Raw genomic sequence first — 23,744 nt, 5'->3', positions numbered from 1 at the left:
CGGGGGGATCCCGGCGGATCGGGCAAAGCCTCCTACCGCCAAGCCGCCGCCTTGACCGGTCGATAGACCATGCCCAGACCCTGGTACATCCGGACGGCGGCGTGGTTCCACTCGTCGACCATCAGCGCCGCACGCCCGTGTCGGCCGCGGGCCTCGGCCAGTACGAACGCGCACACCATCCGACCCAGCCCGCGCCCACGCGCCGCCGGATCCACCCCGACCCCGGCCAGGAGCCCGATCCCGGGCGCGGACCAGGCGAGCGCCGCCACCGCGAGCAACCGGCCGTCGGCGTCGCGCACCCCCGCCCAGCGCTCCACCCCGGGCATCCCCGGCTTGGCATAGGAGCCGGGGAACCCGGCCTCGATCAGGGCGGCGACCTCGTCCGTCGCGTCCTCCCCCAACCACCGCGCCCGCCCGGCCCCGGCAACCGACGCCGGCGCCCCCTCGGCCATGTCCATCCACCCGAACGACCCCGCCTCGACCAGGCCGGGCACCCCCGCCACCAGCGCATCGATCCGCTCCGGATCGCCGAAGGGCCGATAACTCGGCCCCACCTCGGCCGACACCTCGCGCACCAGCGGCACCAGCGCGTCGACCGGCCCGTACAGCGCCAACCGGTCGTACCGGCACAACCCCGCCCCGGCCACCACCACGGCCCGCCCGTCCGCGCTCGCCCACGCCCGCCGCCCGCCGGTCAGCCCCTGCGCGACCCAGACACACATCGCGTCACCGCCGCAGCGGCGCACCAGTTCGTCGTGCTCGACCATCTCCCACACCGCACGAATCCTGCCGGAGCATGCCCGCCCCGCCCCCGCCGGGGCACCCCGCGCCGGCGACCACCCACTCACCCACTCGGGTGAAATCCCACCCGCCCGCGCACGAGCCGGCGTAGATCGCATTCCCCCAGTTGACGGCGCCGCACCGGGGTATCACCCGACCCCGCCCCGACCCCCTCCGGTTGTCGCTTCGCCCGATTCGCCGTCTGCTGGAGAACGAAGCTCCCACACGACTACCTCCGGCCGGCGGCACCCCCGCCGCGAGTCCGGGAACAGGAGCGTTGGCTCGTGAAGACGAATGTCACCCCCCAGGAACTGATCGGCCGCAAGGTCGTCGATTCCGAAGGCAGCAAGATCGGGACCATCGGCCAGGTGTACCTGGACGACCGCACCGGCGAGCCGGAGTGGGTCACCGTCAAGACCGGCATGTTCGGCGGACGCGAGAGCTTCGTACCGCTGGGCCCGGCCGACATGCAGGGTGACGACCTGCGTGTGCCGTTCGACAAGGAGCTGGTCAAGGAGGCGCCCAGTCTGGGTACCGACGAGCACCTGTCGCCGGAGGAGGAGGCCCGTCTCTACCGCCACTACAGCGTCACACCGTCGGGCGGCATGACCCGCACCGGCACCGCCGAAGGCACCGCCGGCACCGCCGCCGGAGCCGCCGGTACGGCCGCCGCCGCGGGCTCCCGGCAGCGGTCCGACATGTCCAAGTCCCAGCTCGCCGGTTCGGACGACGGCTACGAGGAGCTGACCGGCAGGCACGACCCGTCGGTGCGGACGAACGATCCGCCGGCCCGGGCCGCGGGCGCCCTGGACACCACGGCCGCGGGCACCGCGGGCGCCGTGAGCGGCCGGACCGCGCGGACCGACGCCGGGGCCGCCGGCGCCGCGACCCGGCCCGCCCCCGCCGCCTCGGGCACCGCCCGGACCGAGGCGACCTCCGGCAAGGCCGGCATGGAGTGGATGACCCGGTCCGAGGAACGCCTCGACGTGCATGTGGAGACGATCGAGGCCGGCCGCGCCGCACTGCGCAAGGTGGTCGAGACCGAGCGCGTCGACAAGGTCGTCCCGGTGATGCACGAGGAGTGGGAGATCGTCCGCGAGCCGATCGACGACTCCAACCGCGGCGCCGCACTCAAGGGCCCCGACATGCGGGAGAGCGCGCTGGAGATCGTGCTGCACGCCGAGCGGGTCGTCGTGCACAAGGAGGTCGTCCCGGTCGAGCGCATCCGGCTCGTCTCCAAGCGGGTGCAGGGCGAGCAGCGGGTGACCGAGGAGGTCCGCCGCGAGCGGATCGAACTGCACGACGGGGACAAGGTGCAGGTCCTCGACGGCAAGGGCGAACGGCTCGACAAGAACCGGTAACGCCGGCATCACACGAAGCCCCCGATCACCCCCGGTACATCACCTCCGGCGGCGATCGGGGGCTTTCGCGCGGGCCCGCGCGACCCGCACGGCCCGGGAAAATCGCGGGAAATCACCCCTTCCACCCGGCGTTACTCGCCAGTAGGGTCCGAACATGGACCTCACGGTGTTCGCCATTCCGGCCTTCACCCTCCTCCTGGTCGTCGAGTGGGTGTCGTATCGCTTCGCCCCCGACGACGACGAGCGCGGGTATGCGGTGAAGGACACCGCGACGAGCCTGACCATGGGCCTGGGCAGCATCGCCGCCGGCCTCGGCTGGGGTCTGTTGACCGTCCTGGCCTGGGACGGGCTGCACGAGCTGACCCCGTTGCGGCTCCCGCACACGTGGTGGACGTGGGTCCTGGTGATCGTCGGCGTCGACTTCTTCTACTACTGGGAGCACCGCGCCGGTCACGAGGTGCGGCTGCTGTGGGCGAGCCATGTCGTGCACCACTCCAGTCGGCACTACAACCTCTCCACCGCGCTGCGGCAGACCTGGACCGGTGCGCACCACATCGTGTTCATCGGGCCGATGTTGCTGCTCGGCTTCCCCTTCGCGATGGTGGTCACGTCCTTCTCGATCAATCTGCTGTACCAGTTCTGGATCCACACCGAGCGGATCGGCAGGCTCTGGAAGCCGATCGAGTACGTCTTCAACACCCCGTCGCACCACCGGGTGCACCACGGTTCGAACCCGCGATATCTGGACCGCAACTATGGCGGCATCCTGATCGTGTGGGACCGGCTGTTCCGCAGCTTCGAGCCCGAGGGCGAGCCGGTGAACTACGGGCTGACCAAGAACATCGAGACGTACAACCCGCTGCGGGTGGCCTTTCACGAATACGCGGCGATCGCGCGCGACGTGCGGGCCGCGCGTACCTGGCGGGTGCGGTTCGGGCGGGTGCTGCGCGGTCCCGGCTGGCAGCCCGCGCCGGCCGCGTCGACGGCCCCGGCGGGCGCCGCCGCCGAGGCCGCGGCGTGAGTGCTCGTGCGCTGCTCGTCGCCTACCTGACGCTGGGCGTCGCCGACTCGGTGCTCGCGGCGGCGGATGTGGACGGGCCCCGCTGGGTCACCAAGACGTTGTTGATGCCGGTGCTGATCGCCTTCGTGTGGGTGGCCGCGCGGCCCGGCACCGAGCACGACCTGCGGCTGCCGATCGGCGCGCTCGTGGGCGGGTTCGTCGGCGACGTGGGGTTGCTGGTGGATCGGGAGGCCACGTTCCTGGTCGGGATGGCCGGGTTCGCCGTCGGGCACGTCTGCTACCTGCTCGCGTTCCGGCGGGTGGGGATCACGCTGCCGCCGTGGCTGCCCGCGGTGTACCTGCTCGCCTGGGGCGCCATGATGGCCACCGTCCGCGGCGGACTGGACGATCTGCTGGTGCCGGTGCTCGGCTACAGCCTCCTGCTCACCGCGATGGCCGTGTGCGCGGCCGGGGTGGGTCGGCGCACCGGACTCGGCGGCGCGCTGTTCCTGGGCTCCGACGCGGTGATCGCCCTCGGCCTGGCCGATGTCGACCTGTTTCCGGGGCAGGCGGCGCTGGTGATGCCCACCTATGTGGCCGGGCAGCTGCTGCTGGCGCTCACCTGGGCGAGCCGGCCGTTTCCCCGCCGGCACGCCGACGAGGCGGCGGACCCTCGGTCCACCGCCTCGTCGGGTTGAGCGGGTCGGTCAGTCGGCGTACCTGGCCGCAGCCGCGGTGTACTCCGGCTCCGGGTTCATCGCCGCCGCGAGCCGCAGGTACGGCGCCGCCGCGGCCCCTCGGCCGGCCCGCTCCAGGGTGCGGCCGAGCGCGTGGGTGGCCCACGCGTCACACGGGTCCAGCTCGATCACCCGGCGCAGCGTGGCCTCGGCGCGGCGGAGCTGGAGCGAGAGGTAGTACGCCCGCCCGGCCAGTTGCTGCACGGCGACGTTGTCGCGCTCCTCGTCGAGGGCCGGCTCCAACAGGCGCAGCGCACGCAGCGGCTCGCGCTGCTCGACCAGTCCCTCGGCCATGCGGTAGGTCTCCAGGGTCAGCGTCACGTCGGCTCCCTTCGCGATGCTCGTGACGTCGTCGGACACCCTGCAGAACCGAATACCCCGGCCGGGTATTCCATGGGTGCGCGGGCCCCGCTCAGGCGCCCGGGACGAGCACCGCGCGACCGTTGATCCGGCCGTGGTGCAGCCGGTCGTACACCTCGGGGGCGTCGTCCAGCGTGAAGGTCTCCACATGCGCCTTCACCGCGCCGCGGCGGGCCAGGTCGATCAGTTCGATCAGCTCGGCGCGCGAGCCCCAGTACGGGGTGCTGACCGAGCACTCGTACGGGATCAGGCCGAAGCCGACCGGGAGGGTGCCGCCGCCGATGCCGACGATGGTCAGGTCGCTCTCCACGGCGGCGCACTTCGCGGCGAGGTCGACGGTGGGTTGTACGCCGGCGAAGTCGAGCACGAGTTGCGCGCCGCGTCCGTCGGTGGCCTCGCGGACGATGTCGGCGGCCTTGGCGTCGGAGGTGATCGCCATGTGCGCGCCGGAGGCCCGGGCCAACTCCAGCTTGTCCTCGCTCACGTCCAGCGCGATCACCTGCGCGGCGGAGAGCGCGCGAAGCAACTGCACGCCGATGTGGCCGAGGCCGCCGACGCCGATCACCACGGCCGTGCTGCCCGCGTACAGCTTGTCCAGCGAACGTTTGATCGCGTGGTACGGGGTCAGCCCGGCGTCGGTCAGCGGGACGGTCCGCACCGGGTCCAGGTCGCCGATCGGAACCAGGTGGCGCGGGTCGTCGATCAGCAGGTAGTCGGCGAGCGCACCGGGGGCGCCCAGGCCGGGCGGGCGGATGCCGAGTTCCGCGGCGCGCGAGCAGTAGTTCTCCCGGCCCTGCGCGCACGCGTGGCAGGTGCCGCAGCCCCACGGCCCGTACACGACGACGGCCTCGCCGATCTCCAGGCCGGTGACCCCCTCGCCGAGCGCGGCGACCACGCCGGCGCCCTCGTGGCCCAGGGTGAGCGGGGCGGCGAAGCCGAAGTCGGCGGGCGGGCGGCTCATCACGAAGATGTCGGAGTGGCACACGCCCGCGGCGGTGACCCGGAGCAGTACCTGCCCGGGGCCCGGTTCGGGTGCGGGGATCTCCCGCACCTCGACCGGCTTGCCGAACTCGACGTATTGGACGGCCTTCATGGGTTTCTCCCTTTCCGGCGTACCGGCCCCCATGCGGGCGACATGGCTGGTGCTCGGGTGGCACGGTGGGCCGGCGACGTCGTTTCCAGACTAGGACCCGCCAACCGGATGGATTACCGGGGCGGGGTATCCCGACGCGCGTGCTACGGCGCGGTGTAGCCGCCGTCGACCGGGTGGTAGCTCCCGGTGATGAACGAGGCGCGGTCGGAGAGCAGGAAGGCCACCGGTTCGGCGACCTCCTCGGGAGTGCCGAGCCGGCCCATCGGATGCAGCCGGGTCAGCGCGGCGCGCGCCTTCGGGTCGGCGTCGGCGAGCAGCGGGGTCTCGACGAAACCGGGACCGACCGCGTTGATCCGGATCCCGCGCTGCGCGTACTCGATCGCGGCGGTCCGGGTCAGGCCGAGCACGCCGTGTTTGGCGGCCACGTAGCCGGCCGCGTTCGGGAAGCCGACCACGGCGAGGATCGACGCCACGTTGACGATCGCCCCGCCGCCGCACTCCAGCATCGCCGGGATCTGGTGGCGCATCCCGTGGAAGACACCGCCGAGATCGACGTCGATCACCGTGCGCCAGCCGTCCGCCGGATATTCGCCGGTGAGCGCGTGCGGGCCGGTGACGCCGGCGTTGTTGACCGCGAGGTGCAGGCCGCCGAACGCCGCCACGGTCGCCCGCACCAGCTCCGCCCCGGAGTCCGGGTCGGCCACGTCCACCCGCATGCCCCGGGCGGTGCCGCCGGCCTCGGTGATCTCGGCGGCGACGCGGGCCGCGCCGACGTCGTCGAGGTCGGCGACCACGACCCGGGCACCGTCGGCCGCGAGCCGCCGGGCGACGGCCGCGCCGATCCCGGAGGCGGCCCCGGTGACGATGGCGGTCCTGGCGGCGAAGTCGGCGCTCATGCCTTCGATCCTGGGATCTACACACGACAGCCGCCCGCCGGAGAGGGCCTATCGGGGGACGGCGGCCGGAGCTACAGGCCGTTCAGCGCCACGTCGAGGCCGCGGCTGACGATGTCGGCCTTGACGTCGTCCGGGAGCCGGGCCAGTTCCGTGTCGAGGAGCAGCACGCTCAGGCCGTGCACGGCGGACCACATCACCACGTCGGAATACCTGCGCCGCTCCTGCGGGAGCCGGCCCAGCGCGACCAGTTCGTCCAGCGCCTCGGACATCAGCGCGTACGACTCGTCCGACACGTCGGGCGTGCCGTACCCCTTCCCGTCGTCGCCCTCGACCTCGGCCGTCTGCCGCCGGCCGACCATCGGCTCCTCCTCGGCCCCGCCGAAGAAGATGGTGCGGAACAGGCCGGGTTCGGCGAACGCGAAGCGCACATAGCCCAGACCCGCCGCGCGCAATCGGCGCATCGCCTCGTCACCGGGGTCCGGGCACGGCTCGCCCTTGGCCAACTCGGCCCGCATCGTCGCCGCGAGCAGCGCCAAGCCGTGGTCCTTGACCGCCACGACCAACTCGTGGTGGTTGGCGAAGTGCCGGTAGGCGGCGGTCGAGGACACCCCCGTCGCCCGCGCCGCCTCACGCAGCACGATCGCCTGCGGACCGGCCGCCCGGGCCCGCTCCACCGCGGCCTCGGTCAGCGCGTTCCGCAGGTCGCCGTGGTGATACCCGCGTCGGCTCGGCGTACCGGCGGCTTGCTCGCTTGGCATGGTTCTCCATTCGATCCAGCCCCATGTTGACACCGCGCACATTCAATGCAAAGTTATCGATGCCAACATTGTTATCGGCGTCAACATGACGCGCCGGACTCCGCACCCTCCGTTCCCCACGAATCGCATGGAAGGTCGATGATCATGCTCGAACGACTAGGGGACCTCGTCTTCCGCCGAGCGCGCGCCGTGCTCGTGATCGGCACACTGGTGTTGCTCGTCTCGGCCGGGGTGGGCTTCGGAGCCTTCGGCAAGCTGAAGTCGGGCGGGTTCGACGCGCCGAATTCGGCCTCCACCCGAGCCCAGAACGAGGTCAAGGACACCTTCGGCGGTCGCCCGAATCTGGTGATCGAGGTCCGGGCCAAGGACGGCTCCGGCGTGGACACCCCGGCCGTCGCGGACGCCGGACGGCGGCTCACCGCCGCCCTGGCAACCGCGCCGGGCTTCGACCAGGTGGCCTCCTACTGGACCACCAACGCACCCGGCCTCAAGGCCGACGGCGGACGCGGCGCGCTGCTCGTCGCCCACTCGGCCAAGGACGATATCGCCGAACTGCCCGAGGGCGCGCGACTGCCCGCCGACAGCCCGCTCCGGGTCCGGATCGGCGGCGATGCCGCGGTCGGCCCGGCGGTCACCGGCCAGGTCGGCACCAGTCTCGCGATCGCCGAGTCGATCGCCGTGCCGCTTACCCTGCTGCTGCTCGTGCTCGCGTTCGGCAGCCTGATCGCGGCCCTGGTGCCGCTGGTGATCGGCTTCGTCGCGATCATGGGCACGTTCGCCGAACTGTTCGTCCTCGGCAGCCTCACCGACGTGTCGATCTTCTCGATCAACCTCACCACGGCCCTGGGCCTGGGGCTGGCCATCGACTACGCGCTGCTGATCGTGGCCCGACACCGCGAACTGCTGCACTCCGGACACGACCTGCACGACGCGGTGGTGGGCACGGTGCGCACCGCCGGGCGCACGATCGTCTTCTCCGCAGCGACGGTGGCCGCCGCGCTCGCCGTGCTGCTGGTCTTCCCGCAGTACTTCCTGCGCTCGTTCGCCTACGCGGGCATCGGCGTGGTGATCATCTCCGCGCTCGCCGCGCTGATCATCGCTCCGGCCCTGTTGACCGTGCTCGGCCCACGCGTGGAGTCGATGCGCATCCGCGGCATCAGGGGCGTCCAGGGCGCCGAGGCACCGATCTGGTCCCGGCTCGCCGGCTTCGTCACCCGCCGGCCCGTGCTGACCGCGCTGCCCGTGGTCGCGGCGCTGCTGCTCGCCGCGTCGCCGCTGCTCGGGGTCACCTTCGGCACGCCCGACGAGCGGGTCCTGCCGACCAGCACCCAGGCCCGCCAGGTCGGCGACACGCTGCGCGCGGACTACAGCCTCGACGACACCCGCTCGCTCGACGTGGTCCTGCTCGGCACCGGCGCCCAGGCCCCGGTGGACGCCTACGCGGGTCGGCTCGCCGCGCTGCCCGGGGTGGCCCGGGTGGACACCGCCGGCCCCGACCGGATCCGCCCGAACGCGCGGCTGATCTCGGTGATCACCACACTGCCCGCCAAGTCGGACGCCGCACAGGACCTGGTCCACGACGTGCGCGCGGTGCCCGCCCCGAACGCCACCGAGGCCCTGGTCGGCGGCACCGACGCCCGCCTGGTCGACACCAAGGCCTCCATCGGCGACCGCCTGCCGCTCGCCTTCGGGCTGATCGTGCTCAGCACCTTCGTCCTGCTGTTCCTGTTCACCGGCAGCATCCTGCAACCGCTGCGGGCACTGCTCCTGAACGGGCTCAGCATCATGGCCGCGGTCGGCATCACCGTGTGGGTCTTCCAGGACGGGCACCTGTCGGGCCTGCTCGGCTTCACCCCGCTGCCGATGGACACCTCGATGACGGTGCTGCTGTTCTGCATCGCATTCGCGCTGTCCATGGACTACGAGGTGTTCGTGACCAGCCGGATCAAGGAACTGCACGACGCGGGCGCGTCCGACGCGGACGCGGTCCGCCAGGGTCTGGGTCGCACCGGGCGCATCGTCACCACGGCGGCTGCGCTGCTCGCGGTGACCTTCGTGGCGTTCCTGACCAGCACCGTGAGCTTCCTGCAACTGTTCGGCTTCGGCGCGGCGCTGGCGATCCTGCTGGACGCCACGCTGGTCCGGGGCGTGCTGGTGCCGGCGGCGATGCGCCTGCTCGGCCGGCACGCGTGGTACGCCCCGCCGGCGCTGCGCAGGCTGCACGCACGGGTCGGCCTGCGCGAGTCGGCCCCGGAGTCCGGCCCCGCGCTGCCCGCCCTGGCGGGCGCCGAGCGCGACACGGACGTGCCGGGCGCCGTGCGCTGACCTGTGCCGGACAATGCGGCGCCCGGCAGGCTCGCTCACGTACCGCCGCACCCTGTCACGCGGGGGAGGGTGCGGCACACGAAAAGGGGCCGCCCCCGGGATTCGCATCCCGGGGGCGGCCCCTTCGTCACACCTCGCGTCGGCTCGCGCCGGCGACTACTCCTTGGTCAGGTTCGGGCCCGAGCCGGTCGCCTCGACGGGCGGCGCGTCCGGCAGCGGTGCCTTCTCCATGCCCTCGAAGGTGAACTTCTCGTCCTTGCCCTCGCCCTCGGTGTCGACCACGATGATCGACCCCGAACGCAGCTCGCCGTAGAGGATCTTCTCGGAGAGGTTGTCCTCGATCTGGCGCTGGATCGTGCGACGCAGCGGCCGGGCGCCCAGCAGCGGGTCGTAGCCCCGCTTGGCGAGCAGCGTCTTGGCGGCCGGACGGAGCTCGATGCCCATGTCCCGGTCGCGCAGCCGCTCGTCCACCTTGGCGATCATCAGGTCGACGATCTGGATGATGTCTTCCTCGGAAAGCTGGTGGAAGACGATCGTGTCGTCGACACGGTTGAGGAACTCGGGACGGAAGTGCTGCTTCAGCTCTTCGTTGACCTTCGCCTTCATCCGGTCGTAACCGGTCTTGACGTCGGACGATCCGGAGAAACCGAGGCCGAAGCCCTTCGAGATGTCCCGCGTGCCGAGGTTGGTCGTCATGATGATGACGGTGTTCTTGAAGTCCACCACCCGACCCTGGGAATCGGTCAGCCGACCGTCTTCCAGAATCTGCAGCAGCGAGTTGAAGATGTCCGGGTGGGCCTTCTCGACCTCGTCGAACAGGACCACCGAGAAAGGCTTGCGACGGACCTTCTCGGTGAGCTGGCCACCCTCTTCGTAACCCACATATCCGGGCGGCGAACCGAACAGGCGCGAGACCGTGTGCTTCTCGGAGAACTCGCTCATGTCCAGTTGGATGAGCGCGTCCTCGTCGCCGAACAGGAACTCGGCCAGCGTCTTCGACAGCTCGGTCTTACCGACACCGGACGGGCCGGCGAAGATGAACGAACCACCGGGACGCTTCGGGTCCTTGAGTCCGGCGCGGGTGCGCCGGATGGCCTGGGAAAGCGCCTTGATGGCGTCCTTTTGGCCGATGACCCGCTTGTGCAGCTCGTCCTCCATGCGGAGCAGTCGCGCGGACTCCTCCTCGGTCAGCTTGAAGACCGGGATGCCGGTGGCGGTCGAGAGAACCTCTGCGATCAGTTCCTCGTCGACCTCGGCCACGACGTCCATGTCGCCGGCCTTCCACTCCTTCTCCCGCTTCGCCTTGTCGGCGAGCAGCTTCTTCTCGCTGTCGCGCAGGGACGCGGCCTTCTCGAAGTCCTGCGCGTCGATCGCGGACTCCTTGTCCCGACGCACGTTCGCGATCTTCTCGTCGAACTCGCGCAGGTCCGGCGGCGCGGTCATCCGACGGATGCGCATCCGCGAACCGGCCTCGTCGATGAGGTCGATCGCCTTGTCGGGCAGGAACCGGTCGGAGATGTACCGGTCCGCGAGCGTCGCCGCGGCCACCAGGGCCTGGTCGGTGATCGACACGCGGTGGTGCGCCTCGTAGCGGTCGCGCAGACCCTTCAGGATCTCGATCGTGTGCGGCAGGGACGGTTCCGCGACCTGGATCGGCTGGAACCGGCGCTCCAGCGCCGCGTCCTTCTCCAGGTGCTTGCGGTACTCGTCCAGCGTGGTCGCACCGATGGTCTGGAGCTCGCCCCGGGCCAGCATCGGCTTGAGGATGCTCGCCGCGTCGATCGCGCCCTCGGCGGCACCCGCGCCGACGAGCGTGTGCAGCTCGTCGATGAACAGGATGATGTCGCCGCGGGTGCGGATCTCCTTGAGCACCTTCTTCAGGCGCTCCTCGAAGTCGCCGCGGTAGCGGGAGCCCGCCACGAGCGCGCCGAGGTCGAGCGTGTAGAGCTGCTTGTCCTTGAGCGTCTCGGGCACCTCGCCCTTGACGATCGCCTGGGCCAGGCCCTCGACGACGGCGGTCTTGCCGACGCCGGGCTCGCCGATCAGGACCGGGTTGTTCTTGGTGCGGCGGGACAGCACCTGCATGACCCGCTCGATTTCCTTCTCTCGCCCGATGACGGGGTCGAGCTTGCCCTCGCGGGCCGCCTGGGTCAGGTTGCGCCCGAACTGGTCGAGCACGAGGGACGTCGAAGGCGTGCCCTCCTGCCCGCTGCCGCCCGGGGTCGCGGACTCCTTGCCGCTCGAGTAGCCGGAGAGCAACTGGATGACCTGCTGGCGGACCCGGTTGAGGTCGGCGCCGAGCTTCACGAGGACCTGGGCGGCGACGCCCTCGCCCTCGCGGATCAGACCCAGGAGGATGTGCTCCGTGCCGATGTAGTTGTGGCCCAGCTGAAGCGCCTCGCGCAGCGACAGCTCGAGGACCTTCTTCGCACGGGGCGTGAAGGGGATATGACCGGACGGGGCCTGCTGACCCTGGCCGATGATCTCCTCGACCTGCTGACGCACTGCCTCAAGCGAGATGCCGAGGCTCTCCAGGGCCTTCGCAGCGACGCCCTCACCCTCGTGGATGAGGCCAAGGAGGATGTGCTCAGTACCGATGTAGTTGTGGTTGAGCATCCGGGCCTCCTCCTGAGCCAGGACGACAACCCGCCGCGCGCGGTCGGTGAACCTCTCGAACATCGTTATCGCTCCTCAGAGCGGTCGTGCAGATCGGGGACGGTCCCCTCCCTGTCCTTCCGCATGCTAGTCCTGCACGCAGGACCGCTCGATTCGTCCGTGAAGACGGGCGACCCACGTGTTGCGGACCGCCTTGGACAACTAGTCAAACCCGATGGTGCGAGACGATGTTCCCGCCGGCCACGTACTGAGGCCGATTCCGAGTACGCCAGAAGCGAACGCGGCATTTTCGATCGCCGGTTTCGCCGTCGATCGCACCGAATCCGGCCGCCGTCGACGACTTCGCTTCCCCGTCTCCCCTCCATGTTCGGGTCATACCCCGGACGACACCCGCTGTATACCGGCAGGTCACGACCGGTGCGTACGCGACCGTGCCGGCACCGGGGGCGGCGCCGCGCGGCGAGCCCTCGAACCATGTCACTCATCGCGGTTGGCATATCACCTTTCGTAACCTCGCCGTCGTCCCGGAGTTGAACACGGTATGGCAGCCACGCTTGTTTTCGCGTCCCGTTCGGCGCCCGTCGTGCCCGGTCCGTTGGACGAGGCCCTGTGGTACGCGCGGGCCCTGGGCTGGCCCGCGGCTCCGGGGACGGGCGAGCCGGCCGATCCGATCCTGGCCGCGACCACCGATCCGCGGCTGCTCTCGGCGTATTGGGCAGACACGCCGTGGGCCGCCGTGCGGCTGGCCGCGGGGGTGCGGTTCGACGTCCTGGACGTGCCGGGCGCGGCCGGGGCGTGGGCGCTGGACCGGGTCGAGCGCCAGGGGCTGCCGGTCGGGCCGGTGGCGGCGGCCGGCACCGGGCGCATGCAGTTCTTCGTCGCCCCCGGCGTGGCGGGCGACCTGCCCGCGCTCCTGGACTGGCTGGACTGGGCCGACCTGGACCTGGACCTGCGCGCGTACGGCGAGGGCGACACGGTGGCCGCGCCGTCCCCGTGGCCGGCCACTTGGCGCTCGCCCTGGCCCCGGTCGTGGGAGCACGCGCGCTGGGTGCGGCCCCCTGCCGACCCCGGCCGGATGCCCCCGGTGGACGACCTCGCGGCGCGTACCGCGCTGCCACACGTGGACGTGCGCTTCCCGGACGTCACCCGGCTGATCGGCACGCTGGCGCACGCGTGCCAGCACGTACGGCTGTTCCCGAGGCCACGGGTGCGCGAGCCGAGGCTGCTGACCCACCACCGTCCCGGCGCCGCCTGAGAGCCGGGCACAAAACGACACGAGCGGTGCCCTCCCCCGGTACGTACCGGGGGAGGGCACCGCTCGTCGACGGCGTCGGCGATCAGGCGTGGGCCTTCTCGTAGGCGTCCCGGATGTTGCCCGGCACACGACCGCGCTCACTCACGTCGTAGCCGTTCTCCTTGGCCCAGGCGCGGATCTTGGCGGTGTCGCCCGAGGCGGCACCACCCTTGACCACCTGGCGAACGCCGCGACGGGCCGCGACCCGGCCACCGGTCTTGCGGCCGGCGTCGACGTAGGTCGTCAGCGCCGCGCGAAGCTGCTCTGCGTGCGTGGCGCTCAGGTCGATCTCGTAGGAGACACCGTCGAGCGCGAACGTCACCGTCTCATCGGCCTTGCCGCCGTCGAGGTCGTCAACGAGAAGAATCTGGACCTTCTGTGCCACCAGGATTCCCTTTCATCGGGAGGGTTCACAACGAGCTCAAGAAAAGGAAACCGCTTTCTGCGGGAAAATACAAACCCACGGGCGCGGAACCCGGTCGAGTCGGCAATACGTTACCGGGTTTGTGGTCACGACTTCACCGCACACCACACCGCCGTGGGCAAGAAGCGTCAAGGGCTTCGCCGGCACCGGTCGCGCGATCTCCGCCACACTCGTCCGGTCTACGCGGATCGAGATCACTGCCAGAGATGGAGCAGCATCCGCGTGTTGCCAAGGGTGTTGGGTTTGACGCGTTCCAGATCCAGAAACTCGGCCACGCCCTCGTCGTACGAACGCATCAGTTCACTGTAGACATCGCCGTCGATCGGTGTCTCCGCGATCTCGACGAAGCCGTGCTTCGCGAAGAAGTCGACCTCGAAGGTCAAGCAGAATATCCGTCGAACACCCAGCCAACGCGCGGTCTCCAGAAGTTTGCTGAGCAAGAGGTGGCCCACCCCGTGTCCGGTACACGCCGGATCCACCGCGAGAGTGCGCACCTCGGCGAGGTCTTCCCACATCACGTGCAGGGCCCCGCAGGCGACCACCTCGCTGTCGTCGTCCCGCTCGGCGACCCAAAACTCCTGCACGTCTTCGAAGAGGGTGACCGTGGGTTTGTCGAGAAGGATGCGTAGCCCCACGTACCCATCCACAAGGCGCCGAATGGACCGCACATCGGACGTTCTGGCACGTCGGATCGTCACTTCCATGGGCTGACGCTATCGCGATCACGATAGGCGTCGCCGCTCCGCCCGGTTTACCACCGATCCGCCCCGGTGCCGGTGGAAACACCCGGACGGACACGCGAAGGCCCGGGCGAGGTTTCCCACCGCCCGGGCCACACGTTCTTCATACATGCGCGGTGCCGAGATCCGAACCGTGCCCTTGTGGAGTGATCAGGCCGGATATGGACGGATTTCCCCGGCCATTACCGTGTCCGGGAATCGGCCACGCGCGTGCTCGCACAGGCCGCCTCGGCGTCGTCGGTACACGCGTTGCGGATCACCGGCCTGGCACCGGGCGCGCTGACGAAACTCGACCTCGCGATCATCTCGGATCCGGCCGCGCCTTCCGGCACGGTGAGCACGAGAATCAGCGAGACCTCGGTGCCGGGCTTGATCCGGCCGGTCTTCCACACTCCGGTGGCACTGTCGAATTCACCCTGCGAGGGCTTGGATTCGACCGTTTTCACGCCCGCCGGCAACGTGTTGCGCACGATGGCCGACTTCGCCTCGGTATCGCCGTCGTTGCGCACCGTCACCGCGTGGGTGATCCGGTCGCCGGGCTTGGCCTGCGCCGGGTCGGCCACGCGGCGCAGTTCCAGCTTCGGCAGCGCGGCGACGTCGACGGGCGGCGACGGCGGTACGGGCGGCTTGGTCGGGACGGTCGCCGGCGGCGGTTCGGTGGTCTCCGGCGGCACCGAGGGTTTGCTCGGGGGCGTGACCGAGGAGGTGTCGCGGCCACGGTCGGGCAGGTCGGGCAGGTCGACGCCCGGCGGCAGCGCACCGGTCAACCGGCTCGTCAGGTCGGTGAACGAGCCCTGGAGCTGCCGGCCGAGCGTCGCCCGCAGGCCGTCGAGGCGGGTCCGCAGGTCGGCCATGGCGTCGTCGAGGGCGGTTCGGCCGGCGGGGGTGGAATCGCGCGTGGAGGACCACCACGTCCAGCCGTACGGGCCCGTGTAGGAACCTCCCGACCGGGCCTCGGTCGAACTCGTCGAACTCGTGTACCAGGTCCAGGAGGAACCGGTGGAGGAGTTGCCGGCATGGGCCGGGGCGGGTTGCGGCCGGTATTGCGGCGCGGGGGTCGCGGCCGCCGTACCGCCCGCGGTCAGGTTCGCGCCCACCGCGACGGTCGCCCCGACCGCGACCGCCGCGAAGGCGCGTCCCGCTCGGGTTTTCGCTCGCATCATGTCGGCCCACTTTCCGTTCCGCTGCTTCCGTTCCACCACGCGGAAGTCCGCTTTTCTTACGTAGATCATTAATACGATTACGCAGAGTTGCGCCCCCAAGACGCTGCGGATTGCGCCGAACGAATTAGCAAGGTCCCCGATCAGCCCAGGGAAGTACCGAAGATCGCGCGAATCGGCTCACGGCAGCGCAACCCGCAGCGCGTCGCGCAACACCTCGATCTGTTCGGGCGTCATGCCCTCGACGAAGTGCACCAGGGCGCCGGCTCGACCACCGCCGGAGATCCAGTCGTCGCGCATCAACTCGGCGGTATGGGCGTCGCGCGAGTGCACCGCTTCGTAGAGATAGGCCCGACCGACCAACCGACGACGCAGCAGTCCCTTGCGGAAGAGTTTGTCGAGCACGGTCATCACCGTCGTATAGGCGGGCTCACGGTCGGGCAGCAGCGCCTCCTGCACCTCGCGTACCGACGCGGGGCTGTTGCGCCGCCAGATCCGGAGCATCACCTGGGCTTCGAGTTCGCCTAGTCGATTCATGTCCGGCCCTCCGGGAAACCTTGTGGTGCCGTGAACTGCGTCACGCCTGCCGCGATGTCTCCTATGCGGCGTCGTAGCGGGAGCTTCGTCCGAGTTCGCCCGGTTTCAAACCGAGAGCCTCGGCCCGACGGGTTCAGGGCCGGGCGTGGGGGCGGGTTTTGCTACTACGCGGAGGCGTAGTGTCCGCTCCATTACGACTTGGTGTATATGCGGCGGATTGTTACCACTGGTGTCGGCCCTGTTGTCGACACCCCCGAGGTATTCGTGCCGCACTCCCCCGCCACGCCGCCCACCGAAACCCCCGCCACGCCCGTCGACCGCCGCGCCCGGTTGCGCGGGGCGCGTCCGGGTCGGGCGGTCGTCGTGGTCTCCGGCCTCGCGCTGCTGGCCGTGGCGGTCACCGCCGGCGTCCAGGGCACGGGGACGGACTCGACCGGGAAGCGGGCGGCCGGTGCCGCGAGCGCGGATCCGGAGACGGCGCGGCGGCTCGCCGACCGTGGCGCGGACGTCGCGGCCCGCTCCGAGGAGCGCTCGACGCTCGACGCGGCGGGGGCTGTGGAGGCGGCGCGCCAGGCCCGCGAGACGCGCGAGGCGGAGCAGGCGGCCGCCGAGGCCGAGCAGGCCCGGGAGGCCGAGCGTGTGGCACAGGCGGCGCAGGCCGAGCAGGCCGAGCAGGCCGAAAAGGCCGAGCAGGAGGCCGCGGCGGCGCGGGCGGACGCGGAGCGGGCCGCCTCGGGGTGGGTCCTGCCGACCTCGGACTACACGCTGACCGGCCGCTTCGGCAACAGCGGCGCACGCTGGGCGCACACGCACACCGGCCTGGACTTCGCCGCCCCCTCGGGCACCCCGATCCGCGCCGCCGCGGCCGGGACCATAACCTCCGCCGGCCCGGCCGGCGCGTTCGGCAACCGCATCGTGCTCACCCACCCCGACGGCACCCGCACCTGGTACTGCCACCAGTCGCGCTTCGCCAAGACCTCCGGCTCGGTGGCCGCGGGCGAGGTGATCGGCTACGTGGGCACGACCGGCAACTCGACCGGCCCGCACCTGCACTTCGAGGTGCACCCCGACGGCGGCGCGGCCGTGGACCCGAACACGTGGCTGACCGGCCGGGGCGTCAAGCCCTGACCGGGCGACGGGCGCGGCGGGTCGGCCGCCGCGCTCAGTGCCCCGGGGCCAGCGAATCCAACCAGTCCCACCAGCCGCCGTCGGCGATCAGCGCGGCGAGTTTGGCGTAGCCCACGGCGTCGCAGTGCGCGCCGTCGCCGTACGCCTCGATGCCGGCCCACCACTGCGGGTCCTCGCGCAGCGCGCGCTGTATCGGCACGAAGGGGATGCCCCGCGCGGCGCAGGTCTTGGCGTAGGCGTCCTCCAGCGCGAGCGCGGCCTCGCCGTGGTCCCGCTCCCCGGGTACGGGCGGCGCGCCGACCACCAGGCAGGTCCAGCGGGCGCCGGTCGCGGTGTCCAGTATCGCGTCGAGGTTGGCGACGCTGTCGGCGTGGGCGACCCGGCGGCGGCCGTTCTCGATCCGCACGTCGTTGACGCCGAACGCGAAGACCATGCCGGTGCCGTCGGCGTGCCGCATCCTCGGTACGGCCTCGCCGTACCAGCGCTCGGCGACGTCGGCCGAGGTCTCGTAGCGCACGCCCAGGTTGTACGCGGTCACCTGCCGGCCCCGGCGACGGGACTCGGCCGCGAGGCGGCCGACCCATCCGCCGCCGGAGAGGTCGCCGACACCTTGTACGAACGAGTCGCCGGCGACGCAGATCCGGAGATCGGGGGCTGCTGCTTCCATGCGGCCGACCCTATGCGTACGAACGGGTGACGCGCCCGGAAATGCGACAGGAGCCCCCTCGGGGGCGACGAACCGTCACCGAAGGGGCTCCCGCCTTGTCGATCAGTCGGTGGTCGGCTTCACCAGCGGGAACAGGATCGTCTCGCGGATGCCGCGACCGGTGAAGGCCATGATCATCCGGTCGATGCCCATGCCCACGCCGCCGCTCGGCGGCATCGCGAACTCCAGCGCGCGCAGGAAGTCCTCGTCGATCCGCATGGCCTCGACATCGCCGCCCGCGGCGAGCAGCGACTGCTCGGTGAGCCGCCGGCGCTGCTCGACCGGGTCGACCAACTCGGAGTAGCCGGTGCCCAGTTCCATGCCGAAGCCGATCAGGTCCCACTTCTCCGCGACGCCGGCGACACTGCGGTGCTGGCGGGTCAGCGGCGATGTCTCGATCGGGTAGTCGCGGACGAAGGTCGGCTCGATCAGGGTGTGCTCGACCAGCGCCTCGAAGATCTCCTGGACGAGCTTGCCCTGGCCCCAGGACTTGTCGTGTTCGATCTCGCGGGCGTCGGCGAGCTTGCGCACGGCCTCGATCGGCGTCTCGGGGGTGACCTCCTCGCCGAGCGCCTCGGAGACCGAGCCGTAGACGGTGATCTCGCGCCAGTCGCCGGAGATGTCCACCTCGCGGTCGCCGTAGCGGAAGATCTGCGAGCCGAACACGTCCTGCGCGACGTGCTGGTAGACCTCGCGGGTGAGGGTGGCCACCGTGTTGTAGTCGCCGTACGCCTCGTACGCCTCCAACATGGTGAACTCGGGGTTGTGCGTCGAGTCCGCGCCCTCGTTGCGGAAGTTGCGGTTGATCTCGAAGACCTTCTCGGCGCCGCCGACGACCAGGCGCTTGAGGTACAGCTCCGGCGCGATGCGCAGGTACAGGTCCATGTCGTACGCGTTGATGTGGGTCACGAACGGGCGCGCGGTGGCGCCGCCGTGCACCGGCTGCAACATCGGCGTCTCGACCTCCAGGAAGTCCCTGGCGTCGAACCACTCGCGAATGGCGCGCACGATCCGGCTGCGGGTGCGCAGGATCGCCCGCGACTCGTCGTTGACGATCAGGTCGACGTAGCGCTGGCGGACCCGGGCCTCGGGGTCGGTCAGGCCCTTGTGCTTGTCCGGCAGCGGACGCAGGCACTTGGACGTGATCGCCCAGGAGTCGACCATGATCGACAACTCGCCGCGCCGGGAGGTGATCACCTGGCCCTCGACACCGACGTGGTCGCCCAGGTCGACGTCGCTCTTCCAGGCGGCCAGCGACTCGGCGCCGACGCCGTCCAGCGAGACCATCACCTGGATGTCGCCGTCACCGTCGCGCAGCGTCGCGAAGCACAGCTTGCCGCCGGTGCGGTACAGCACGACCCGGCCGGTGACGCCGACCCGGCGCCCGGTCTCCACATCGGCTTCGAGACCGTCGAACTCCGCACGCAGCGCGCCCACCGTGGTGGTGCGGGGGAAGCCGACCGGGTACGGGTCGGTCCCCTCGGCCCGAAGCCGGTCGAGCTTGTCGCGGCGAACCCGCATCTGCTCGGGAAGGTCGTCGATCTGCGGCTGCGCTGCGCTCTGCTCGGTCACGGGACAAGGCTACCGACCCGCCACACCCACCCCGAACCGATATCCGACCGAGCCGCAAAGCCCACACGCCGAAGGGCGGGACCGCCGCCGCGACCCCGCCCTCCGAAACACATGCGAATCAGACCGCGAGCCCCGCGGCCTTTTGCCGCCGCACCACGAACAACGCCCCGCCGCCGACCGCGAACAGGGCCACGGCCCCACCGGCGATCACCATCGTCGACGAAGAGTCGGACCCGGTGTCCGCCAACTCCGCACCGTGGCCACCGCCGGTCGCCCCCGCGCCGCCGGCCGTACCCGCCCCACCGCTCGAACCGGACCCACCGGAGGCCGCGCCCGGTGCGGGCTTGGTGGAGTTGAGCACGACCTGGGCGACATCGTCGGCTCGGTTGTCGTCCACCGAGCTGCTCTGAAGCATGCCGGCAGCGTCCGGAACGACCTTGTCGATCCTCATCTCGAACTCGAAGAAGCCCTTGCTGCCGGGCTTGTACGTACCGCCGTCACCGTGCCAGGCGCAGACGTACGCGGGGCGACCCTTGGCGTCGAAACCGGGGTACAGCGGCCCCTCGAAATCCTGCTCCTCTTCCGTGGAGAGACGGCAGAGCTCGGGGACCTTGGTCACCGTCGCGCCTTCGGGCACCGCCATCTTGACGGACCACAGGAGGTCCGCGAGCGCGTAGTCGTCGACCCGCCCCGGGCCGCGGTTCTCGATGCCCGGGCGGATCTTCACGGTCTGCCCCTGCGCTCCGCTCGCGGTGGCACCGATGGCGGCGAAGTCGGCCTTGAGCGTGGTGTGTGCCGAGAAGGACGTGGAGTTGTTCCAGTCGTCGAGGTCGGCCGCCGAGCGCAACGCGGAGTTCGGCTGCTGCTTGACGAGCTTGAGGGCGCCCTCGGTGCCCGGCGCGCCCTTCGCCGCGGCCCTCACCAGCATTTCGGCGGCGATGTCGTCGGCCGCGTAGAAGGCGATTCCCGCTCCGCCCCACATCATGTCCGAGGACGCCCGCAGCGGAACCGACTTGTCCAGGGCGTACGCGTCACCGGGCTTGGCCTCGACGTCGTCGAACCGGCACAGGGCCTGCTCGCCGAACACCGCCAGGGCGGGGAAGTATCGGCAGTTCTGGTACCGCTGCGCGAAACCGATCCCCGGCCGCGCGTCCAGGGCGACGAGGACACCCTTGGCGGGCCGGTCCCCGACGTTGGAGAAGGATCCCGGCATGTCCAACGCGGCCCCGGGAGCGACCTCGCGACGGCTGTCGGCCAACGGCTTGGCCACCAGGTCGTAGCCGCTGTTGACCACGATCTCGGCGCCATAGCTGGGGAGATCGACCCGCACCGTGGCGTTCGAAGCGGTCCCGCTGTACTTCAGCTTGCCCTTGGTCCCGGGTTTCGTCGCCGCGTCCGTGCGGAGCTTGAGATCGAGGGTGGGCTTGGCCGCGCCCGACTCGGGGTTGTGGGGCTTGACCTCACCGACACGACACGTCGCCACGGTGGACTTGACGGTGCACTGCGAGGGAAACACCACCGAGGTCACCCCTTTGAGGTCCGCCGTGTCCACGGTGACGACGAGATCCTTCACCGTGGCGGGACCGTAGTTCTCGATGTCGATCGAATACGTCCGGTCCTTTCCGGGGACAGCCGTGTACGTGTCCCGCGAATCAAGCCAGAGGTACGTCTCGGCGGGTGTATCGGCCACTGCCGACGTCGCGGCGGGACCGAGGAGCAGCGCGGCGGCCGTACCGGCGGCAAGAGCCGAGGCGCACGCAGGGGTCAGTCGTATGAAGGGCATGAATTCTTTCCGGGGCGGGAGGAAGACGAAAGGCCGCCGGCCGAAGATCACCGGCAACCGGGAAATCGCATCGGTGTGGAGCCTCGCCGGGGCAGACGACGAAAGGCGCGCCGCAGACGAGAGGAATGAACGCCTCGAAACCGGTTCGGGACGCACGGGGCCGTCGTACGGACGGCCACGGGCCGAAGCCGCGGCTTCGACGCTTGGTCAGCGTCGGTTCGGACAGAAAGGGGTCGAGCCGCAGGGAGGATCGATCGGCAGGCGACGGAACGCGCCGTCGCATGCCTCATCCGCCATCACGATGCTCGCGGTGGCAACCGGGAGCGAGAGAGAGAACGGGCGACTTCAAGACCCCCAAGGATCTGCAAAAACCTTTCCGTAGCGTAATGGTTGGTTGCACCGCTTGCCAGGCGATTTGAATCACGAAATGGCATCGTGAGGTTTGGCCCCCTAAACTGCCGCGACAAGTCGACAAGAAAACTTTCGGGACATGTCGCGTCCTTCGAAATCCTCCGGCGCCCCCGGATGTCGGGGCCTTGGCCTACCGGTCGAGGCTCAGCCGGTGCCGGTCTGGAGGACTTCCGGGGCGGGGAGTTGGCCGAGGATGCGGCCTTGGCGGCGATGGGGGATCACCGGGGAGAGGGTTTCGCGCGGTGGGGTTTCCGGGCCGGGAGCCGGGGTGGGTTCGGGCTCTTCGCCGGCGGGAGCGGGGTCGGTCGAGGATTCGGGAGTCGGTGCTTTTGTGGTCGAGGGCTCCGGGGTGACCGGCGTCGGCCGGAGGGCCGCGTCTTCGGGGGCCACTGCGGGCTCGGGGCTCTCGGATGCGACGGCTGTGCAGTCGACGGCTCCCGAGTCGACAGCCTCGAGCTCGACGACCCCGGATTCGACGACTTCGCAGGCGGCGACCTGGGGCTCGATGGCCTCGGGCTCTGTCGTGGCCGTGTCGGCCGGTTGGGGCTCGGGGAGCGGCCGAGGCGGTTCCTCGCGGTGGACCCGTCCCGTCCGCCCGGTCGTCGCCGGTCGCGGCGGGGAGTCGGCCGGAGTCGGGTGGGTGCGGCCCGGGATGAGGATGTCCAACGGGTCCGGGCGGATGGCGCGGTCGGCTTCGGCGGCGGCTCGGCGGTGGGCGCGGGCGGTGAGGCGTTGTTCGAGGGCGGCCTCGGCCAGGTGCGTGCAGCGGCGCAACAGGGCCGCGCGGCTTGCCCGTTCGTGGGGGCCGCAGGGGAGGTCGACGACCGTGCGCAGCGCGGCCAGGTCCTCGGCGGACGGCACGTGCGCGATCTCGTCCACCGCGTTGCGCAGGCAGGACAGGAAGGTGGCCGCGCTCCCCGGCAACGCGGCGCGATAGCGGCGCAGTTCGGCCGTCATGAAGGCGCGCAGCCGCTCCCGCTCGTCGTGCGCCTCGCCGATCGCCCGGCCCAGCAACCAGAAGTCGACCGAGTCGCGCCCGCCGCGCAGCGCGACGGTCAGCGCCCGACGCAGCACCCGCACCTCGTGCGCGCTGAAGGCCATCCCCTGGTCACCATGTGGCGTCGGCATACCACGCACTGTATGCGGCGAGCCGGACAATCCTGCTTATTTCGTGCTTGTGTTTTTCCGACTTGGACGGCGAGTCCGGGCCCGGGCCGCGCTCAGACCGCCGCGTTGCGCTCGTACACCATCCGAAGCCCGATCAGGGTCAGCCACGGCTCGTGCACGTCGATCACCGACGCCTCGCCCAGGACCAGCGTGGCCAGCCCGCCGGTGGCCACCACCGTGACCGCGTCCGGGTCGTCCGGGGACAGCTCGGCCGCCATGCGCTTGACCACACCGTCCACCTGGCCGGCGAAGCCGTACAGGATGCCGGCCTGCATCGCCTCGACCGTGCTCTTGCCGATCACGCTGCGCGGGCGCATGAGCTCGATCTTGCGCAACTGCGCGCCGCGGGCGCCCAGCGCGTCCACCGAGATCTCGATGCCGGGGGCGATCGCGCCGCCGACGTACTCGCCCTTGGTGCTGACCGCGTCGAACGTGGTCGCGGTGCCGAAGTCGACCACCACGCACGGGCCGCCGTACAGCTTGACCGCCGCGAGCGCGTTGATGATCCGGTCGGTGCCGACCTCCTTGGGGTTGTCCATCAGGACCGGCACGCCGGTCTTGACCCCGGGTTCGACCACGACCGTGGGAATGTCGCCGTAGTAGCGCCGCACCATGTCCCGCATCTCGTGCAGCACGGACGGCACGGTGGAGCAGATCGCGATGCCGTCGATGCCCTCGGCACCGAGCAGCGGATGCTGGCCGAGCAGGCCCGCGAGGACGACCGCGAGTTCGTCGGCGGTCCGCCGGGCCTCGGTCGAGATGCGCCAGTGCTCGACGATCTCGTCACCGTCGAACAGGCCGAGCACGGTATGCGAGTTACCGACGTCGATGGTGAGCAACATCGTGGGCGTCCTTGGTGTTCTGGCTCGGGCCGTGGGGGACGGAGCGCGGCTTCG

The 23,744-nt window shown here is 70.7% G+C and carries 21 protein-coding genes; 6 read left to right on the top strand and 15 right to left on the bottom strand.

From position 1 onward, the window contains the following. Positions 1-32 precede the first annotated feature (32 nt). On the bottom strand, positions 33-767 hold the full coding sequence (locus ACH4XV_RS26265; protein WP_395794438.1) for a GNAT family N-acetyltransferase: 735 nt from the start codon (positions 765-767) through the stop codon (positions 33-35). 297 nt (positions 768-1,064) lie between these two features. On the opposite strand from ACH4XV_RS26265, the gene ACH4XV_RS26260 reads away from it, so the two are divergent. The 3 genes from ACH4XV_RS26260 (at position 1,065) to ACH4XV_RS26250 (ending at position 3,839) form a co-directional block, all read left to right on the top strand. After that, complete coding sequence (locus ACH4XV_RS26260; protein ID WP_395793855.1) at positions 1,065-2,141, top strand: DUF2382 domain-containing protein; 1,077 nt, start codon at positions 1,065-1,067, stop codon at positions 2,139-2,141. Between the two features lie 154 nt (positions 2,142-2,295). Then, positions 2,296-3,162 carry a sterol desaturase family protein gene (locus ACH4XV_RS26255; RefSeq protein WP_395793853.1) on the top strand — a complete coding sequence of 289 codons (867 nt, stop codon included), beginning with the start codon at positions 2,296-2,298 and terminating at the stop codon, positions 3,160-3,162. Next, positions 3,159-3,839, top strand: a complete 681-nt coding sequence (locus ACH4XV_RS26250; protein ID WP_395793851.1) for a lysoplasmalogenase — start codon at positions 3,159-3,161, stop codon at positions 3,837-3,839. The genes ACH4XV_RS26255 and ACH4XV_RS26250 overlap by 4 nt, the downstream gene beginning before the upstream one ends. 9 nt (positions 3,840-3,848) lie before the next feature. Here ACH4XV_RS26250 and ACH4XV_RS26245 read toward each other — a convergent pair whose 3' ends face one another. The 4 genes from ACH4XV_RS26245 to ACH4XV_RS26230 all read right to left on the bottom strand — a co-directional run bounded on the left by ACH4XV_RS26245 (position 3,849) and on the right by ACH4XV_RS26230 (position 6,985). Further along, positions 3,849-4,238 carry a tetratricopeptide repeat protein gene (locus tag ACH4XV_RS26245; protein ID WP_395793849.1) on the bottom strand — a complete coding sequence of 130 codons (390 nt, stop codon included), beginning with the start codon at positions 4,236-4,238 and terminating at the stop codon, positions 3,849-3,851. Between the two features lie 52 nt (positions 4,239-4,290). Then, positions 4,291-5,331: an NAD(P)-dependent alcohol dehydrogenase gene (locus ACH4XV_RS26240; protein ID WP_395793847.1), complete on the bottom strand. Its 1,041-nt coding sequence runs from the start codon at positions 5,329-5,331 to the stop codon at positions 4,291-4,293. A gap of 143 nt (positions 5,332-5,474) precedes the next feature. Then, positions 5,475-6,227 carry an SDR family NAD(P)-dependent oxidoreductase gene (locus ACH4XV_RS26235; protein ID WP_379999077.1) on the bottom strand — a complete coding sequence of 251 codons (753 nt, stop codon included), beginning with the start codon at positions 6,225-6,227 and terminating at the stop codon, positions 5,475-5,477. 71 nt (positions 6,228-6,298) lie between these two features. Beyond that, entirely contained in the window at positions 6,299-6,985 is a 687-nt protein-coding gene (locus tag ACH4XV_RS26230; protein WP_395793845.1) for a TetR/AcrR family transcriptional regulator, read from the bottom strand. Between the two features lie 144 nt (positions 6,986-7,129). Between ACH4XV_RS26230 and ACH4XV_RS26225 the strand changes: the two genes are divergently transcribed. Then, positions 7,130-9,310: an MMPL family transporter gene (locus tag ACH4XV_RS26225; RefSeq protein WP_395793843.1), complete on the top strand. Its 2,181-nt coding sequence runs from the start codon at positions 7,130-7,132 to the stop codon at positions 9,308-9,310. A gap of 156 nt (positions 9,311-9,466) precedes the next feature. Here the strand turns inward: ACH4XV_RS26225 and ACH4XV_RS26220 are convergent, their stop codons facing one another. Then, complete coding sequence (locus tag ACH4XV_RS26220; RefSeq protein ID WP_126639262.1) at positions 9,467-11,989, bottom strand: ATP-dependent Clp protease ATP-binding subunit; 2,523 nt, start codon at positions 11,987-11,989, stop codon at positions 9,467-9,469. Positions 11,990-12,467: 478 nt separating this feature from the next. Here ACH4XV_RS26220 and ACH4XV_RS26215 point away from each other — a divergent pair, with 478 nt between their 5' ends. Further along, entirely contained in the window at positions 12,468-13,181 is a 714-nt protein-coding gene (locus ACH4XV_RS26215) for an SCO3374 family protein (protein ID WP_395793841.1), read from the top strand. An 82-nt stretch (positions 13,182-13,263) separates the two neighbouring features. On the opposite strand, the gene ACH4XV_RS26210 is transcribed toward ACH4XV_RS26215, so the two are convergent. The 4 genes from ACH4XV_RS26210 to ACH4XV_RS26195 all read right to left on the bottom strand — a co-directional run bounded on the left by ACH4XV_RS26210 (position 13,264) and on the right by ACH4XV_RS26195 (position 16,081). Then, complete coding sequence (locus tag ACH4XV_RS26210) at positions 13,264-13,605, bottom strand: Lsr2 family protein (protein WP_379999071.1); 342 nt, start codon at positions 13,603-13,605, stop codon at positions 13,264-13,266. A gap of 233 nt (positions 13,606-13,838) precedes the next feature. Beyond that, complete coding sequence (locus ACH4XV_RS26205) at positions 13,839-14,348, bottom strand: amino-acid N-acetyltransferase (RefSeq protein WP_395793839.1); 510 nt, start codon at positions 14,346-14,348, stop codon at positions 13,839-13,841. A gap of 218 nt (positions 14,349-14,566) precedes the next feature. Next, entirely contained in the window at positions 14,567-15,547 is a 981-nt protein-coding gene (locus ACH4XV_RS26200; RefSeq protein ID WP_395793837.1) for a DUF11 domain-containing protein, read from the bottom strand. 177 nt (positions 15,548-15,724) lie between these two features. After that, positions 15,725-16,081, bottom strand: a complete 357-nt coding sequence (locus tag ACH4XV_RS26195) for a BlaI/MecI/CopY family transcriptional regulator (protein WP_379999065.1) — start codon at positions 16,079-16,081, stop codon at positions 15,725-15,727. Between the two features lie 264 nt (positions 16,082-16,345). Between ACH4XV_RS26195 and ACH4XV_RS26190 the strand changes: the two genes are divergently transcribed. Then, a complete protein-coding gene (locus tag ACH4XV_RS26190; RefSeq protein ID WP_395793835.1) occupies positions 16,346-17,209 on the top strand; it encodes a M23 family metallopeptidase in 864 nt (287 codons plus the stop codon). A 34-nt stretch (positions 17,210-17,243) separates the two neighbouring features. On the opposite strand, the gene ACH4XV_RS26185 is transcribed toward ACH4XV_RS26190, so the two are convergent. The 5 genes from ACH4XV_RS26185 to ACH4XV_RS26165 form a co-directional block, all read right to left on the bottom strand. After that, positions 17,244-17,876 (bottom strand): GDSL-type esterase/lipase family protein, encoded by a 633-nt coding sequence (locus tag ACH4XV_RS26185; protein WP_379999061.1) that lies wholly within the window; start codon positions 17,874-17,876, stop codon positions 17,244-17,246. Positions 17,877-17,978: 102 nt separating this feature from the next. Beyond that, on the bottom strand, positions 17,979-19,487 hold the full coding sequence (gene lysX, locus ACH4XV_RS26180; protein ID WP_395793833.1) for a bifunctional lysylphosphatidylglycerol synthetase/lysine--tRNA ligase LysX: 1,509 nt from the start codon (positions 19,485-19,487) through the stop codon (positions 17,979-17,981). A gap of 118 nt (positions 19,488-19,605) precedes the next feature. Beyond that, positions 19,606-21,270, bottom strand: a complete 1,665-nt coding sequence (locus ACH4XV_RS26175; protein ID WP_395793831.1) for an LAETG motif-containing sortase-dependent surface protein — start codon at positions 21,268-21,270, stop codon at positions 19,606-19,608. A 555-nt stretch (positions 21,271-21,825) separates the two neighbouring features. Beyond that, a complete protein-coding gene (locus tag ACH4XV_RS26170) occupies positions 21,826-22,809 on the bottom strand; it encodes a hypothetical protein (protein ID WP_395793829.1) in 984 nt (327 codons plus the stop codon). A 92-nt stretch (positions 22,810-22,901) separates the two neighbouring features. Next, on the bottom strand, positions 22,902-23,690 hold the full coding sequence (locus ACH4XV_RS26165) for a type III pantothenate kinase (protein ID WP_395793827.1): 789 nt from the start codon (positions 23,688-23,690) through the stop codon (positions 22,902-22,904). Positions 23,691-23,744: the final 54 nt, after the last annotated feature.

It is taken from the genome of Embleya sp. NPDC020630 (assembly GCF_044334985.1).
Classification (GTDB): Bacteria; Actinomycetota; Actinomycetes; order Streptomycetales; family Streptomycetaceae; genus Embleya.
Note: the sequence above shows the minus strand (reverse complement) of the source record. Positions and strands in the feature narration are given on the sequence as shown.